Source organism: Neobacillus sp. DHD-1R (assembly GCF_057747995.1).
In genome coordinates, this window is record NZ_CM173232.1 from 819,826 (window position 1) to 836,206 (window position 16,381).

General features: G+C 40.5%; 14 protein-coding genes. 12 read left to right on the forward strand and 2 right to left on the reverse strand.

The window, feature by feature from the left end:
- Nucleotides 1-23 precede the first annotated feature (23 nt).
- Nucleotides 24-1,295, forward strand: a complete 1,272-nt coding sequence (locus AC3ANL_RS03910) for an MFS transporter (RefSeq protein WP_488327961.1) — start codon at nt 24-26, stop codon at nt 1,293-1,295.
- A 166-nt stretch (nt 1,296-1,461) separates the two neighbouring features.
- On the opposite strand, the gene AC3ANL_RS03915 is transcribed toward AC3ANL_RS03910, so the two are convergent.
- Together AC3ANL_RS03915 and AC3ANL_RS03920 are read right to left on the reverse strand one after the other, a co-directional pair.
- A complete protein-coding gene (locus AC3ANL_RS03915; RefSeq protein ID WP_488327962.1) occupies nt 1,462-2,760 on the reverse strand; it encodes an NCS2 family permease in 1,299 nt (432 codons plus the stop codon).
- Nucleotides 2,761-2,999: 239 nt separating this feature from the next.
- Complete coding sequence (locus tag AC3ANL_RS03920; RefSeq protein WP_488329648.1) at nt 3,000-3,266, reverse strand: SPOR domain-containing protein; 267 nt, start codon at nt 3,264-3,266, stop codon at nt 3,000-3,002.
- A 163-nt stretch (nt 3,267-3,429) separates the two neighbouring features.
- Here AC3ANL_RS03920 and AC3ANL_RS03925 point away from each other — a divergent pair, with 163 nt between their 5' ends.
- The 11 genes from AC3ANL_RS03925 to AC3ANL_RS03975 all read left to right on the forward strand — a co-directional run bounded on the left by AC3ANL_RS03925 (nt 3,430) and on the right by AC3ANL_RS03975 (nt 16,372).
- Complete coding sequence (locus tag AC3ANL_RS03925) at nt 3,430-4,293, forward strand: aldose epimerase family protein (RefSeq protein ID WP_488327963.1); 864 nt, start codon at nt 3,430-3,432, stop codon at nt 4,291-4,293.
- A 38-nt stretch (nt 4,294-4,331) separates the two neighbouring features.
- On the forward strand, nt 4,332-5,837 hold the full coding sequence (locus tag AC3ANL_RS03930) for a PAS domain-containing hybrid sensor histidine kinase/response regulator (protein ID WP_488327964.1): 1,506 nt from the start codon (nt 4,332-4,334) through the stop codon (nt 5,835-5,837).
- A 3-nt stretch (nt 5,838-5,840) separates the two neighbouring features.
- The gene (locus AC3ANL_RS03935; RefSeq protein WP_488327965.1) at nt 5,841-6,554 is read left to right on the forward strand and encodes a LytR/AlgR family response regulator transcription factor; all 714 of its coding nucleotides are present in this window, start codon (nt 5,841-5,843) and stop codon (nt 6,552-6,554) included.
- 195 nt (nt 6,555-6,749) lie between these two features.
- Nucleotides 6,750-7,760 carry a LacI family DNA-binding transcriptional regulator gene (locus AC3ANL_RS03940; RefSeq protein ID WP_488327966.1) on the forward strand — a complete coding sequence of 337 codons (1,011 nt, stop codon included), beginning with the start codon at nt 6,750-6,752 and terminating at the stop codon, nt 7,758-7,760.
- A 275-nt stretch (nt 7,761-8,035) separates the two neighbouring features.
- Complete coding sequence (locus AC3ANL_RS03945) at nt 8,036-9,199, forward strand: substrate-binding domain-containing protein (RefSeq protein ID WP_488327967.1); 1,164 nt, start codon at nt 8,036-8,038, stop codon at nt 9,197-9,199.
- Nucleotides 9,200-9,303: 104 nt separating this feature from the next.
- Nucleotides 9,304-10,311 (forward strand): ABC transporter permease, encoded by a 1,008-nt coding sequence (locus AC3ANL_RS03950; protein ID WP_488327968.1) that lies wholly within the window; start codon nt 9,304-9,306, stop codon nt 10,309-10,311.
- A gap of 88 nt (nt 10,312-10,399) precedes the next feature.
- Complete coding sequence (locus AC3ANL_RS03955; RefSeq protein WP_488327969.1) at nt 10,400-11,902, forward strand: sugar ABC transporter ATP-binding protein; 1,503 nt, start codon at nt 10,400-10,402, stop codon at nt 11,900-11,902.
- 97 nt (nt 11,903-11,999) lie between these two features.
- Nucleotides 12,000-13,163: a Gfo/Idh/MocA family protein gene (locus tag AC3ANL_RS03960; RefSeq protein WP_488327970.1), complete on the forward strand. Its 1,164-nt coding sequence runs from the start codon at nt 12,000-12,002 to the stop codon at nt 13,161-13,163.
- Nucleotides 13,164-13,249: 86 nt separating this feature from the next.
- Nucleotides 13,250-14,062, forward strand: a complete 813-nt coding sequence (locus AC3ANL_RS03965; RefSeq protein WP_488327971.1) for a sugar phosphate isomerase/epimerase family protein — start codon at nt 13,250-13,252, stop codon at nt 14,060-14,062.
- 16 nt (nt 14,063-14,078) lie between these two features.
- The gene (locus tag AC3ANL_RS03970; RefSeq protein ID WP_488327972.1) at nt 14,079-14,378 is read left to right on the forward strand and encodes a putative quinol monooxygenase; all 300 of its coding nucleotides are present in this window, start codon (nt 14,079-14,081) and stop codon (nt 14,376-14,378) included.
- Nucleotides 14,379-14,422: 44 nt separating this feature from the next.
- Complete coding sequence (locus AC3ANL_RS03975; RefSeq protein WP_488327973.1) at nt 14,423-16,372, forward strand: oxidoreductase; 1,950 nt, start codon at nt 14,423-14,425, stop codon at nt 16,370-16,372.
- Nucleotides 16,373-16,381: the final 9 nt, after the last annotated feature.

Below are 16,381 nucleotides of genomic sequence, written 5' to 3' on the forward strand. Positions count from 1 at the left end.
AAGTTAACAGGAGTCGAGCTCAATTGGAAAAACAAAATAGCAGGTATAGATGGGTCGTTTTTACGACAATTTTGTTAGCGTATTTTTTAATCGTAAGTCAAAGAACTGCACCCGGGTTAATCACGGACCAATTGATGAAGGAATTCGGCCTAACAGCAGCTGCGATTGGTTTACTGACAAGTATTCAATTCTTGGCATACGCTGGTTTGCAAGTTCCAATTGGAATATTGTCTGATCGCGTTGGCCCCAATTTCTTCTTGATTGGCGGGACGGTGATTAATGGGTTAGGCACACTCATGTATAGTCTAGCCCCAAATGAGTTTGTCCTACTAATTGCCAGGTTATTGGTAGGGATAGGCGATGCCGCCATCTATATCAATTTGGTTATCATTTTTAGTCAGTGGTTTAAAGTAAGAGAATTTGTGGGACTGCTTGGCTTTGCAGGCATGGCCGGAAGTCTCGGCTTTCTGCTGGCGACGGTTCCGTTTTCTGCCTGGATTACACTGTCAGGATGGCGGACGCCATTTTTGATAACAGGCATTGTGTTGGTTCTATTTGGAATACTTTTATATTATGTGCTTGAGTGGAAGCCAAAACAGCTATTCAAAAACGATTTGGCTGTTCCTGTTAAACAAAAGAAACAGCAAGAAAGAACACTAGACAGCTTACGCCGGATTTTTTCAAGCCGCCAGGCATGGGCGACATTTTTGTGTCATTTCGGCATTGTTGGCACATACGTAGGCTTTATCGGTTCATGGGCTGTGCCCTATGGAATGCATGTGTATGGAATGACGCGGTCCAATGCGAGTCAGCTTATTATGATCGGTCTATTTGGGGCCATTATTGGTGCACCGTTGATCAGTTGGATTACAAGCCGGCTGGAATCTATTAAACGGTTTTATATCATTGTGCATTTGGTTGTATTTTTTAGCTGGTCAGCGTTTGTTTTCTTTAATGGCAAGCCGCCCTACTTTATGCTAGAGATCATCTTTTTCATTATTGGATTGGGGAATGGCGCTGCTTCGCTTACATTTGTGGTGGTTCGAAAATCATTTGATATCAAGGAAGTCGGTGTTGTTTCTGGTTTTGCCAATACAGGGGGCTTTATAAGTGCCGTCCTCCTGCCAAGCATGTTTGGGAAGGTATTAGACCATTTTCAAGCTTCTTCTGCTAGTGTTGGATATCATTATGGCTTCATTATTCCCGTTCTCTTCTCGTTGTTGGGTTTATTTGGCGGACTTTTGATTAAGGAACAACGACAGGGAGAAAAGCAGCAGAGTGACTTGATAGTTTAAGGACAAGGGGCGTAGTGCTGCAAAAGCTTTTAGCCTCAGTAAGTAGAAAATTTGCTACTCCTATCCATACATAGGTTCCGAATTGAAATCTTTTGCTGGATTTATTGGACTGAAAGAAAAAAAGACCATCTCATTACAATGAAATGGTCTTTTAAGATTTTTTACATTACTTTTGCAAAAATGCTAATTGAATAAAGAATAGTACGGCGAATACATAAAGCAGTGGATGAACCTCGCGCCATTTCCCTTTGGCTAATTTTAACAGTGGAAAACTGATGAAGCCGAGGGCAATTCCTGTCGAAATACTTGATGACAATGGCATACTTAAAACGGTGATGAAGGCTGGGAAGGCTTCATCGAGTTCGTTCCATTGGATTTTGGCAATACTGCCCATCATCAGACTGCCGACAATAATCAAGGCAGGTGCCGTAATCGCTGCAATCCCAGACACGGCGCTCACCAGCGGTCCAAAGAAAGCCGAGACAACAAATAATCCGGCAACTGTTAGCGAGGTTAAACCTGTTCGTCCGCCCGCAGCAACCCCAGAAGTCGATTCAATAAAGGCGGTGGTTGGGCTTGTCCCAAATATGGAACCGACAACGGTCGCTAGGGAATCTGATAAAAGTGCCTGGCGGGCCCGCGGCAATTTGTCTCCCTTCATTAATCCTGCTTGGTTGGCAACGCCAATCATAGTCCCCGTGGTGTCAAAAATGGTGACAAGGATAAAGGAAAACACAACCGCATAAAGACTGTGATGTATCACATCGGTCAGGGCTGTGATCGGGTTTGCAATCATTAGTCCCTCTGGAAGTGAAGGAAACGCCATGAATCCCTTGTCAAATGAAAGCTGGCCTGTAAAAAAGGCAATGAGTGCGGTGATAATCATCCCGAAAAATAACGCGCTATTTACTCTAAGTACCATTAAAATCAGTGTAACGGCTAAACCTACGATCGCTAAAATGGCTTCCGGGGAATGAAGATCGCCCAAACCGACCAGATTGGTTGGATGTGCGGTAATAATTTTGGTTTGACGAAGGCCAATAAAAGCAATAAATAGACCGATCCCAGCGGTGATTCCATGCTTTAGGTTATCTGGAATAGCTTCAATTAATTTTTCCCTGAACGGGGTTAACGATAAGATGACAAAAATAATACCGGCGATAAAGACAGCAGCAAAGGCTGTTTGGTAATTAATCCCGTGACCGCCGACAACAGAGTAAGCAAAGTAGGCATTTAATCCCATTCCTGGTGCAATGGCGATTGGATAATTGGCGAACAGTGCCATCCAAAGTGTACCAACCAAAGCGGCAATGATGGTTGCGGAAAACACTTGTTCAAAGGGTACGCCGGCATCGGCGAGAATAACGGGGTTAACGACGACGATATAAACCATTGTAAAGAAGGTCGTGATTCCCGCCATTAGTTCCGTTTTTGTATTTGTCTGATTTTCTTTGAGTTTAAACATACTAGTTCCTCCAAAACACGAACATTTTTTTGTGACTTAATTATATTATTCGCTTTTAGATAATGTTTCAATAGATAATTTTATTTTTCCCTATTTTGTCACTTTCCACGCCAGGTTCATAAGGGACAAACTAAGTAAAAGGATAAAGAGAAAAGTCCTTCATCAGGGCAATGAAGGACAAATGTAGTGTTTGGACAAAGAGAAAAGTCATTCATTAACCCGTCTGCATTAAGGTCTTATTATTCGGCAACCAGAAATGCATCCCCAACTCCAGCTTTTTTAACTTCGTCTAATCGTTCTTCGGCATTTTCCCGATTTTTATAGGCTCCAGCTTGAACACGGTACCAGGTTTTTCCTGAAATTGTGGTCACTTTCACAAATGAATCGATTCCTTTTGACCCAAGTAATGCTACCCGGTCATCGGCATTTTCTCGCGATTGTAATGAGCCGGCAATCACCTTATAAAGAGTTCCTGACCCTGGATCAGTTGGTGCCGGCGGAGTGATTACCTTTTTCTTTAGATTATAAAATAAATAATCCTCTCATGTTTTCCCTCCTTCCCTCTAATTCTGAGCATAGGAGTCGTGTTTTAAACAACTTTTTGTATAACACTTGGGTGTTAGGCCCCTTTGTGGGTAAAATATAAATAGGAAGAAAGGATGTGCTTATATGTACCAAATAAAGCAATATAAAGATAACGATTACGAAATATATGAACTAACTGATGAAGAGGCGAATTCATGGTTAAAAGTCGCACCCGAAAGAGGCGGCATTATTATCGGGTTTGGCGTTCAAGGTGAGGAATTATTGTTTTTAAATAAGGAGACCTTTTACAATTCAGAAGCAAATGTCAGAGGCGGAATTCCAATTCTTTTCCCTATTTCCGGTCAATTGGAAAATGGAGAATATGAATGGGATGGAAAAGTCTATAAGATGAGAAATCATGGAGTGGCAAGAAATCATCCTTGGGAAGTAGTAGGTACAAATGATAAGGATGAGGCATCGATCACAATCCGTTTGAAAAGTAATCAGGAAATGAAACAGTCATATCCATTTGATTTTGAAGTGATTTTTACCTATGTTTTACGGAAAAATAGCTTTACCATTTATCAAGAGTATAAAAATCAGTCTGATACGAAAATGCCTATTTATCCTGGTTTTCACCCCTATTTTCGTACTGCTGAAAAAAATATTACATATGAAACCGATGCAAAAACCTTTCTGGACTACAATGATATGAAAATTAAAGAGGTCAGCCAAGGCCTGGATCTAACAGAGAAGAAGGAATCCCTGGTTCTTTTGGATGCGAGTAAAATGGAAATCTCCTTCGATTTACTGGAAATGAAAAAGAAGGTACATCTGACATACGGCGAAGAATTCAAATATGTGTATTTATGGACAGAAGAAGGGCAAGAGTTTGTCTGTGTTGAACCCTGGATGGCGATGACAAATGAGTTGAATCGAAAAGAGGAGCTGGTTTTTGTCAATCCGGGGGAATCTTTAAAAACGGAAATGACTTTAACTGCTGAATGACAGAGCATTCGGTTTGACTATATCAGGGAGAGAAGAGAATGATTTATTCTGGGTTTGTTGAACATGTAGGCTTTAAAGATACTGGAATGATATATAAGTTTAAAAAACAAAATCATCAATTCATCTTTACTTTTTGTGCCGGAGAATTTCTCTATAAGCTTGGTTTTACACCTGATATGGTCATGGGAAAAACATTATATGATTTGTACCCTGATGATGTAGCGGACAGGCTTCATCAGAATTATGAAAAAGCTTGGCAGGGGCAATATGTAGAATCTCAGGGTATCATGAATGATTTCCATTATGTTACGTATCTAAGACCCCTTTTTCAGGAGGGGAAAGTGGTGGAAGTTGTTGCTACGAGTATGGACATAACTGAACGGATTAAAATGCAGAGAGCGATCATCCAGGCAAAAGAAGAGGCTGAAAAAGCAAATATGGCTAAGTCCGATTTTTTAGCAAAAATGAGCCATGAACTGCGGACACCTCTCAATGGAATTCTTGGTTTTGCTCAATTATTAGAAATGGATCAAACTATAACCGAACTTCAACAAGAGTTTGTACAGGAAATTTTAGCATCAGGACGGCATTTAGTAAATCTCATCAATGACATTTTGGATTTATCGAGAATTGAAATAGGCAAATTAAAGGTTGAATTTGAACAGGTAACTATTTATCCTATTGTCAAGGAATGCATTCAAAGCGTTCAGCCACTGGCAAGAAAGAAGAATGTTCAAATCTATGAGGACCTAAGCGACTTCAAAAACACTACGGTTCTGGCAGATCGTATTCGACTTAAACAAATTCTTCTTAATTTGTTAGATAATGCCATTAAGTATAACGAAACGGGTGGAAAAATAACGATTACCGGCCAACTGGATAACAACCAGTTTTTCATCCACATAGCAGATACTGGTAAGGGATTTTTTCCTGAAGAATATGAAAAGGTCTTTCTCCCCTTCTACCGAGTTGCTGGGACAAAGGAAGAAGGGGCAGGGATTGGCTTATCTTTAGTAGAACACTTAGTTGAGGTAATGAACGGAGTAATGGGGGTAAACAGTAAATTAGGTGAGGGCACTGATTTTTGGTTTAGCCTCCCGTTCCAAGATATTTCAGGACAAATCCTTCAAAGTAGTCAGGAAAAAAAGGGCTTGCCAGACAGTGAGGCGAGCAATTCTAGTGTCCTATACATTGAAGATAATAAATCTAACCTAAAACTAGTTAAAAATGCTTTAAACATATATCCTAGTTATAAACTTTTCACCGCCACAAATGGTGTGGAAGGAATACAAATGCTCCGAGGACATTCAATAGATTTAATTCTGCTCGATATGAATCTCCCAGATATAAACGGAGATGTCTTGTACAAGATTATGCAAACAGAGGAGCGAACTAAAGGTATCCCAATGGTCGCATTAAGTGCGAACGCCATGCAGCAGGATATCCAAAAGGCACTAGACATGGGATTCAAAAAATATTTAACCAAACCCATTGATGTCAAAGAGCTTCTATTAACATTAAATGAATTACTTGGGAGAGGGTAATCTGTGAGAGTTTTAATTGCAGAGGACAATGCTGTAGCAAGGAAATTATTAAAGCACCTGATTAAACATTTACCGAATTATCAAATTGTTGGTGAAGCGGCGAACGGTGAGGAATTAATCGACAAGGTGATGAGTGAAAAGCCCGACATCGCTTTGGTTGATATAAATATGCCACTATTAAATGGGATGGAAGCCGTGAAGTCTTCTAAAAAAATATTACCAACCCTGCAGGTAATCTTTATCACCGGACATGATGAATACGCGTTAGAAGCATTTGGTGTAAATGCAATCGATTACATTATAAAACCGATTGAGCGTGACAGGCTTTATTCAGCTTTAGATCGAGCGTCTACCTTCAAGAATAAGAACGTCTCATTTCAGCAGCCTTTAATTACAAAGGATTTAATGATTAAGCAGCAAAATCAATATTCCTTTATTCCTTTAGATGAAATAATTTTTATCGAAAAGGCAGACCGCAAGTCTGTCATGCATACAATAAACCAAAAAATTGAGTTTAATGAGGCCTTAACTAATCTAGAAGAAATCCTTGATTCCCGATTTGTTGCCTCCCATCGGTCTTATATTTTAAATTTACAGCATCTATCTAAGATTGAAGTTGCTGGTCAAACGTATAAAGCTCATTTTAAAAATTATGTGGAGACGGCAAAAGTTTCAAAACAAAAATTAATAGAATTACAAAAAAGTAAATCGTTATGAGGCTCAGTTTCAATGGGTCTCATTTTTTTATTTTTTATAAAATTATGAATTTTTTGTCTGGAAGAACAAAACATTTGTCTTAATGGAGAAAAAATTAGTCTAATTGGATGAAAAGCTTGTCTAGAGCCAGTTAGACAACAAATTTGTAAACGATTACAATCTCGGTATAGAGATTATGAAAGGAAAAGAACAAAGATGGTTGGGATCGTAGATGTAGCAAAAATGGCCAAGGTGTCAACAGCCACTGTTTCCAGAGTTTTATCCAACAACATGAATGTTTCTTCAAAAACACGTGACAAGGTAATAGAAGTAATAAACCAGCTGGAATATAAACCAAACCGTCTGGCGAGTAACCTTAGGAAAATGTCCTCAAAAACAGTGATGGCAGTCGTACCCGATATCACCAATCCCTTTTTCTCAAGTATTCTTCAAGGGTTCAAAGATGTTGCCTTAGAATATGGCTATCATGTTTTATTGGGAGACACTGGTAATAGTCTTGAACAGGAGAGGGTTTATATTAATCTTGTAAAAGAGCGTGTTGTCGACGGTCTTATCTTGGCAACCGCAAGACTCCCGAAAGAAGAAATTCTGGAAGCCAGCCAGGAAATTCCGGTAGTTTTGGCTTGTGAGTATATAGATGGTTTTGATATACCTACGGTTGCGATTGATAATGTAAGCGCAGCTAGGGAAGCAGTAGAGCACTTGATCGGTCTCGGTCATAGGCGGATTGGAATGATTACCGGACCTCTTGGAGTAATCCTAAGCAGGGACCGGGTGAAAGGTTATTACCAGGCATTAAATTTAAATGAAATCTCGATTGAGGGAGTGTTGATTCAAGAAGGAGATTTTTCGGTTACTTCAGGATATGAAACCATGCTGAAGCTCCTAGCGTTGGACGACCCGCCCACAGCCGTATTCGCAACAAATGATGAAATGGCTGTTGGAGCGATGAAGGCAATTAAACAAAGAGGGCTGCAAGTTCCAAACGATATATCTGTTATCGGATTTGACGATATTCCGCTTTGTAAGCTTGTCGAACCGGAACTGACTACTATCTCACAACCACGATATGACATGGGTTATCAGGCGATGCAAATGCTGTTAACTATTATTGAAAAAGGGAATCTAGCCAGAAAGCAAATCGTTTTGCCCCATCACTTGAAGGTTAGAAAAACATGTATTAACTATTATCCCCATTCATTTTAACATCTGGATTTTTTGGAAATGACGCGGGTTAATATAAAGAACCTGTAGAAAGGTGATGGTTTTGGAAAGGAAATGGCATTGATTTAAAACGATTAGACCGATGAGCATTTATGTAATCCTTTACAATTCTAATGGGGTTCAATAGCTGGTTAAGTTTACATTGTTCATCCGTAGTTCTAGGAAAAGGTTGGGTCTGCTAAATTCAGGAATTATAGGTTAGTCAAGAAAATGCCCTGATAAAAGATCAAAAAATAATTGTTATTAGGAGGAACAGTATGCGTAAAAAATTATTATCACTAGGTATGACTGTTGGATTAACACTTAGTTTGGTTGCATGTGGTTCTACAGCAACTACAGAAAAGTCTTCAGGTACTTCATCTTCAAAGGATGCGGCTGCAACAGCACCTGTAAAAGAAATTGATCTTAATCCGACAACGGTTTTAGGGGTTGGACCAAATGGTGAGAAAGCAGTTTCTCCTTCAGAATTAACCTTGACAGATGCAGAAAAACAGAAACTAAAAGATGGAAATTTCAAAGCTGCATTTGTTTATCATATGCAAAGTAACGCACCGAACCAAGTGAAATTGGCTGCTGCTAAGACCTTACTTGAAGAGCTTGGAGTTGAGGTTGTTTCAGTGACAGACGCCAATTTCAATGCTCAGACCGAGATTGCCAATATTGAAAGTACAATGGCCCTTAAACCGGATGTCATGATTACAATGCCTGTTGATCCGGAAGCAACAGCATCCGCCTATAAAGAGGTTGTAAAATCTGGAACAAAACTAGTGTTTATGGAAAATATACCGAAGGGTTTCAAACCTGGAAAAGATTATGCCACTCTTGTGAATGCAGATAGTTACGGAAACGGGGTAGCAGCAGCAGATATGCTGGCTCAGCAAATTGGCTATCAAGGTGAAGTTGCTATGGTTTACTATGATGCCGTATTCTTTGTAACCAATGAACGCGATAGAGGATTTAAGGATCAAATTAAAAAATATCCAAATATCAAATTGGTTGCTGAATCGCCATTTGCAGATCCGAACAAAGTCGGTGAAGTTGCGGACGGATTGTTAGTAAATCAGCCGAACTTAAAGGGAGTCTATGCTAGTTGGGATGTAATAGCCGAAGCAGTCATCGCATCAGCAAAGTCAGCCGGGAAAAATGATTTAGTTATTACTACTGTTGACCTAGGGGAAAACACTGCAAGGATGATTGCTGAAGATGGCATGATTCAAGGTACAGCTGCTCCTCGTTCTTATGATCAAGGTATTGCCGAAGCAATGGCGGCTGCTTATGCTCTTATTGGAAAAGAAGTTCCAACCTATATTTGTCCGCCACCACTTCCTGTCATGAAAGAGAATGTAGTTGATGCATTTCAAATTGCCTACCATAAGGACGCTCCGTCTGTAGTGGAAAAAGCTTTAAAGAAAGGTAAGTAATGAAGGATGCATTCCTTACAGTAATAGTTAAGCAGCAGGGATGCTGCTTAACTATTAACCTTCCAAAATGAACGAAATGAATTCAAATAATGAGGTGGTTATGTATGCAGACTGCAAAAAAACTTGTTGAACTTCCAGTAGAAAGTAAGCAAGGTAAGCAAAGAAAAAAAGTAAATATAAATTTTAGTAACTACATGGTTTATATTATTTTTGTTATCGTCTTGGTTTCTTTTGCCCTTTTGTTTGGCGATAAATTTTTCTCAGTGAACAATATTTTAAATATTACTAAGCAAACTGCCATGATTTCCATTATGGCTGTGGCATGTACATTTGTTATTGGTGCCAAGGAAATCGACCTTTCGATTGGCTCAACAGTAGCGTTGTCATCTATTATCGTAGCTCTTGTGTTACAAAGTACAGATAGTATTTTTCTTGCCATATTAGCGGGTATGGCGCTTGGTGCATCTGTAGGTTTAATTAACGGTGTCTTTGTAACGAAAGTAGGTATCCCTTCGTTCCTCGTGACACTTGGTATGTTAAGTATTGTCAAAGGTGCTGCTATGTGGACAACAAACACTGCGGCCGTGCCCATTACAAATGATCACTATAATTTTTTCTTTGGTCTTGGTCAAATTGGACCTATTCCTATTCTTTTAATATGGACAGTTGTTGCCCTGGTGATTGGTTATTTTGTTTTGAATAAACTGCCATTTGGTAAAAAGGTGATGGCTACTGGCGGTAATGAATTATCTGCGAAATATACCGGTATTAATGTAAACAGAATCAAAATTTCCGTTTTTGTCATCTCTGGTATTGCAGCGAGTTTTGCCGGCATGCTTTATGCAGGAAGAGTGCAGACAGCGAGATACACTTTCGGTGAGGGCGATGAACTTTCTGTTATCGCAGCGGTAATTCTTGGCGGAACGAGCATGGCGGGCGGCGTAGGCACTGTGATCGGCTCTGTCATCGGTTCCTTGCTTATGGGTATCATTAACAATGGTCTGATCATTGGGGGATTAAGCATAAGTCAGCAAATGATGGTTCGAGGCGGGATTATCATCCTGTTTGTAGCACTTAGTACATTAGGAACTCGGAAAAAGGCTAGAAATTAATAGAACTATAGTTTGTAATCAAGTTGCCATTCCTTAAGGCTCTGCGGAAGAACCTTGTGAGAAGGGTACAATCAAGAGGTGATAAACAATGAGTGAATACATCCTTGAAATGGAAAATATAAACAAGTCGTTTAATGGAATACAAGTGTTGCACAATATTAATCTAAAAATAAAAAAGGGTGAAGTACATGCCCTAGTAGGTGGAAATGGCGCGGGTAAATCCACCATGATGAAAATATTAACAGGGGTATACACTTCCGACTCTGGAACGGTCAAAGTAAACCGACAGCCAATCAAGATATCATCAACGAAGGATTCCAGTCAGCATGGTATTCGAATGATCTTTCAGGAAATGAGCTTAATCCCCACTATGACAGTGGCTGAGAACATCTTCCTTAACCAGAGGGTAAAAGAAAAAGGGTTGCAAATAATCAATAAGAAGGAATTGGAAAGAAGGGCAGCTGAACTATTGGAAGCATTTGAAATAGATGTTGACCCTGGTACAACTGTCAATACGTTAGGTGTAGGATATTGTCAGCTGATTGAAATAGCAAAAGCCTTGTCCCTTGAAGCAAAAATTTTGGTCATGGACGAACCAACAGCCTCTCTTACAGAAGCTGAAACACAAATACTCTTTGGTATTGTCGAGAAGCTCAAGAAAAAAGGAGTTACCATCATTTACATTTCTCATCGGATGCATGAAATATTCCAGATTACAGACACAATCACGGTCATGAGAGATGGACGCCATGTGATAACAACTGAAACCAAGAGCTTGACGATGGAATCCATCATCCATCACCTCCTCGGAAGTACATCTGTGGAAAAAGCATTCAAACGAATAAAAAGAGAAAAGAAACTTACCGGTTCAAACATTTTAGAGGTAAAAAACCTTTCTATTAACGACAAAATTAAGCATATTGAATTTAGTTTAAAAAAGGGTGAAATCATCGGGTTTGCTGGATTGATGGGATCTGGAAGAACCGAAATCGCGGAGGCTATATTTGGACTTAATCCTGCAAAAGAGGGAGAAATCATCCTAGATAATCAAAAGGTCAAAATTAAATCTGTAAAAGATGGTATTAATGCTGGAATTGCTTTGATCCCTGAAGACAGAAGAAGGCAAGGATTAGTATTAATCCATTCGGTAAAAGATAACATGGTCTTGCCTGTAATAAGTAAATTGAGAAAAGGCTTTGTAGTAGATAAAAAGCGCGTAGCAGAAAAGGTTAACTCCTATATTGATGAGCTTTCGATCAAAACAGATTCTATGAATAAAGTAATCTCGCTATTATCGGGTGGTAATCAGCAAAAGGTTGTTATCGCAAAATGGTTAGAAACAAATCCAAAGGTACTGATCATGGATGAACCGACAGCAGGTGTGGATATAGGTGCTAAAGGTGAAATCGTTAATGTGATAAGGAGTTTGGCTGATAAAGGTCTCGGTGTCATCCTCATATCTTCCGAATTGGCTGAGCTTATGGCAATCTGTGACAGAATCATTGTCCTAAAGGATGGAAGGATCACTGGTGAATTAGATGGGGATCAGATCCACTCCGAGGCTGAATTAGAGCGCGCCATCCAACATTAAAATTGAATGATAAAATGGATCATTAACGTTTTTGTACTCTTGTTTATTTTGAATATATGTAATCGATTACATTATGAAGGAAGGATCGTGAACTCTGTTGGGTAAAAAGAAAGTTAGGATAGGAATGATCGGATATAAGTTTGTCGCAAAGGCACACAGTCATGCTTTCCGTGATTTACCGTTTTATTTTGACCCAGAAACTGTTCCGGTATTACAGGCGATTGCTGGACGGAATGAGGACGGTGTTAGGGAAGCAGCTAAAAAAATGGGATTTGCTTCTTATGAAACGGATTGGCGGCGTTTGATCGAACGGGATGACATTGACCTGATTGATATTGTATCTCCGAACCATACACATGCGGAAATAGCGATTGCTGCAGCAGAAGCAGGAAAACATGTATTTTGTGAAAAGCCGCTGGCGATGACGTTAACGGAAGCCAAGCGAATGCTTGAGGCGGTTCAGAAGGCTGGGGTAGTGCACATGATCGGCCACGCTTACCGTTATGCACCAGCAGTACAATACGCCAAGAAACTGATTTCGGAAGGTCGGCTTGGCAAAATTTATCATATACGCGCCACCTATTTACAGGACTTTATTATAAATCCCGACTTCCCATTGGTCTGGCGTTTGCGGAAGGATGTAACTGGATCAGGAGCTTTGGGAGATATAGCAGCCCATATTTTGGACCTGGCGCGGTTTTTGGTCGGGGAATTTACAGAAGTAACAAGTATGATGGAAACGTTTATTAAGGAACGGCCGCTTGAGAAAGCAAGCTTTGGCTTAAAAGCAATAGGCGATAAAACGGCCAAAGGCACTGTTGAAGTGGATGATGCCACTGCATTTCTTGCCCGCTTTGAAAACGGGGCACTTGGAGTATTTGAGGCGACTCGCTTCGCAGCTGGGAACCGTAATGGTAATCGCTTTGAAATTAATGGCGAAAAAGGATCCATCCGCTGGGATTTAGAGAATATGAATAACCTCCAAGTGTATTTTACGGATGATGAGCCGGGGCTGCAAGGGTTCCGCACCATCAACTGTACCGAGGAGCATCATCCTTATGCCGGAGCGTACTGGCCACCAGGCCTCATTATCGGCTATGAGCATACCTTTATTAACCTGATGTCAGATCTGATGGATGGAATTACAAATGGATACAGCCCATCCCCGAATTTTGTTGATGGAGTTCGCAATCAGGCTGTGCTGGATGCGGTGGAAAAATCGGCTAATTCAAGACAGTGGGAAAAGATTGAAAGGGAATAAATAATTAGGGAGTCACCATCTCCCTTTTCACCTTCTTCTTTTCGAATCCTTTTGTATTTATTTTCACAAAGAGAGTAGGATTGTTTATGAAAATTGGATTTATGACAAATGCATGGGGCTATACAGTGGGCCATCCAAATGGCGTTCCATCGATCAAAGATTTGTTCTACTTGTCTACGGGCTCTATCGAAGAGGCTGTTAAGATCATTGGTAAAACGGGCTTTGGGAGAATTGAGATCTTTGATGGGAATTTATATAGCTATATTAATAAAAGAGATGAATTTACTGACCTGTTGAGAGAAAACCAAGTAGAATTAGCGGCTGTTTATACCGCTGCTAACTTTATATTCGATGAAATCCTTGAAGAAGAATTTTACAAAATTGACAAGGCCATTATAGCAGCAAAAGTATTTGGAGCAAAGCACCTGATTGTCGGGGGCGGAGCTGTAAGACGGGACGGTATCAGGGAAAGTGATTTTACGAAACTTGCAATGGGCTTAGATAGAGTTGTGGATTTATGTGAAGAGAATGGGTTAATGGCCAGCTTCCATCACCATCTTGACTCAATGGTAGAAACAGAGGAACAACTCGATCAACTGATGCCGCAGACGAAAATCAATCTTTGTGTCGATACAGGCCATATCCATGGTGCTGGAGGAGATGCACTGGCAGTCGTAAAAAGATATGTTGATAGAATTCGTTATATGCACTTGAAAGATTTCGGGAACGGAAAATTCCAGCCGCTAGGTAAGGGCAATGTTCAATTTGAGGAGATCTTTAACGTCATCCAAAATCATGGCAACAACGTTGAATTTACAGTCGAGGCCAATGATATCGGAGATGATGTGGAATATCTGGCAGAGCACAGCTACCGTTATTTGGAGAAATATTTTAAATAGCCCGGAGGAGATACAAATGATCGTTTTCACTGCTACTTTACAGGCGAAGCCAGGGAAAGAAAAGGAACTTGAAGATGCCCTCGTCCATATGGTTTCAGAAGTACAAAATGAGGATGGCGCTCTTATCTATATTCTTCATAGCGTGAAGGATACTCCAGGGAAGTATACATTTTATGAAAAATATAAGGACCAAGCTGCCTGGGAATATCATGACTCTACCCCTCATATGAAAGCATTGCTAGAAAAACTCGAATCGCTGTTGGCTGACGAAATTAAACTCAACCATTTTGAAGAAATTGCCTCAATCTCTCGCTAACCATTTGTGAGGGAACGGGTGCGTAATCTAAAGGAGAGACTGTAATGAGTAACTTTGATTATTTGTTTACCCCGTTTAAGATCGGGAATGTGACAATTAAAAACCGGATTGTATTTCAGCCGCATTTTGATGCTTTGACAGAGGAAGATGGCATGCCGCATGAACGGGAAGCACGCTATTATGCTGAACGCGCGAAAGGCGGAGCCGGCTTAATTATCATGTATGGCATTGCCGCTACATTATCCGGGCAAATGTCAAATAAATTTGTCCGTGGATGGGACCCTAAAATTGTTCCAGGGCTGCGTATGTATGCTGATATGGTCCATGAAAATGGTGCGAAAATCTTTGGACAAATTAACCATGCAGGTCACACAACTTTAAGGAATCCTCCACAAATCTTATTAGCTCCTACCCAAATGCCGGAACCGTCTAGTTCATTCAATACAAAGGAAATGGAGATAGAGGATATCCAAGAAACGATTGAAGGATTTGCCAAAACAGCTTACCACTACAAACAAGCGGGGTTTGATGGTGTTGAGTTTAAAGTGGCACATGATGGTTTATTACGCTCCTTTGTCTCCGAATATTTTAATAAACGTACCGATGAATATGGCGGTTCATTTGAAAATCGATTACGGCTGCCGATGGAGGTCCTCCGGGCAATACGGAAAGCAGTGGGGGATGATTACCCGGTTGGTATTCGTCTTTGTCTGGATGAGTTTACCCCTTGGGGCTACGACCTTGAATATGGAATTAAACTGGCAAAGGCTTTTGAGGAAACAGGTCAAGTAACCTACATCAATACCGATGCAGGCTCCTTCTCCAGTTTTTATATGGAAATCCCGCCAATGTCTGTTCCTGCCGGGTTCGCTGTTTACATGGGTGCATCTCTTAAAGAAATTATCAATCTGCCGATCATCTCATTTGGCCGCATCAATGATCCAGTTCAAGCGGAGAAGATTTTAGCAGATGGCCATGCTGATTTTGTGGGAATGGCAAGAGCCTTAATCGCAGATCCGGAGCTTCCAAATAAAGCGCAGCGCGGCGATGAGGAGGATATTCGAAACTGTATCGCCTGTAATGATGGATGTATCTACCAAGTCATGCAGGAAAAAGCGATTCGCTGCATTCACAATCCTGCTGTAGGGCTTGAAAAAGAACTTGGCATCGGCACGTTAAAAGAAGCAGACAAGAAAAAACGGATTGTCGTGATCGGCGGTGGTGTTGCCGGCTTGAAGGTAAGTGAAATCGCTGCATTAAGAGGACATCAGGTTACACTGCTTGAGAAAGATGATAAGCTTGGCGGCCAGGTTCTTTTAGCAAGTAAGCTCCCACACCGGGACCAGGTACATGGTGTTATCTCTCATTTAATTAAACGCGTAAATCGTCTGGGTGTTGAGATTCACTATAAAGTGGAAGCGGATGAAAAGACCGTACTGGATTTTAATCCGGATGTAGTAGTGATCGCAACGGGTTCCAGCGTTTCACCTTTGAATGTTCCAGGCGGCAGCCAGGAAAATGTCTACAGTGTTTATGATGTGATTGACGGAAAAGCATCAGTCGGAAATCGAGTATTGTTTATCGATGAAAATGGACATTACAAGGGTGCCGGAGTAGCAGAATTATTAGCTTCTCAAGGCGTACATGTAAACATGGTCACGCATTTAAACTTTGTTGGAGAAAATTTGGAACCAAGTAATCAGGTTATGTTCTATCAACGCTTTATGGAAATGGATGTAGAAATGACACCGCATCATGAAGTTGTGGCGATTAATGGAAATTGTGCGGTGCTAAAAAATGTATACACTGAAAAGGAAGTCGAAATGGATGGATACGATTCCTTTGTCTATGCCACCCAAAACAGCTCTAACACTGATTTATACTTCTCCTTAAAAGGCAAGTGTAAGGAAATCTATCGAATTGGTGATAGTGCTGCACCAAGGATGATCGAGCAAGCGGTTTGGGATGGAGAGGAAATTGGGCGCAAACTATAGATCGGAATG

What these genes read in the sequence shown, in the direction of transcription:
- AC3ANL_RS03915 (WP_488327962.1), bottom strand. Translation starts at nt 2,760, where the DNA reads ATGTTTAAACTCAAAGAAAATCAGACAAATACAAAAACGGAACTAATG.
- AC3ANL_RS03925 (WP_488327963.1), top strand. Translation starts at nt 3,430, where the DNA reads ATGTACCAAATAAAGCAATATAAAGATAACGATTACGAAATATATGAA.
- AC3ANL_RS03930 (WP_488327964.1), top strand. Translation starts at nt 4,332, where the DNA reads ATGATTTATTCTGGGTTTGTTGAACATGTAGGCTTTAAAGATACTGGA.
- AC3ANL_RS03940 (WP_488327966.1), top strand. Translation starts at nt 6,750, where the DNA reads ATGGTTGGGATCGTAGATGTAGCAAAAATGGCCAAGGTGTCAACAGCC.
- AC3ANL_RS03945 (WP_488327967.1), top strand. Translation starts at nt 8,036, where the DNA reads ATGCGTAAAAAATTATTATCACTAGGTATGACTGTTGGATTAACACTT.
- AC3ANL_RS03950 (WP_488327968.1), top strand. Translation starts at nt 9,304, where the DNA reads ATGCAGACTGCAAAAAAACTTGTTGAACTTCCAGTAGAAAGTAAGCAA.
- AC3ANL_RS03955 (WP_488327969.1), top strand. Translation starts at nt 10,400, where the DNA reads ATGAGTGAATACATCCTTGAAATGGAAAATATAAACAAGTCGTTTAAT.
- AC3ANL_RS03965 (WP_488327971.1), top strand. Translation starts at nt 13,250, where the DNA reads ATGAAAATTGGATTTATGACAAATGCATGGGGCTATACAGTGGGCCAT.
- AC3ANL_RS03970 (WP_488327972.1), top strand. Translation starts at nt 14,079, where the DNA reads ATGATCGTTTTCACTGCTACTTTACAGGCGAAGCCAGGGAAAGAAAAG.
- AC3ANL_RS03975 (WP_488327973.1), top strand. Translation starts at nt 14,423, where the DNA reads ATGAGTAACTTTGATTATTTGTTTACCCCGTTTAAGATCGGGAATGTG.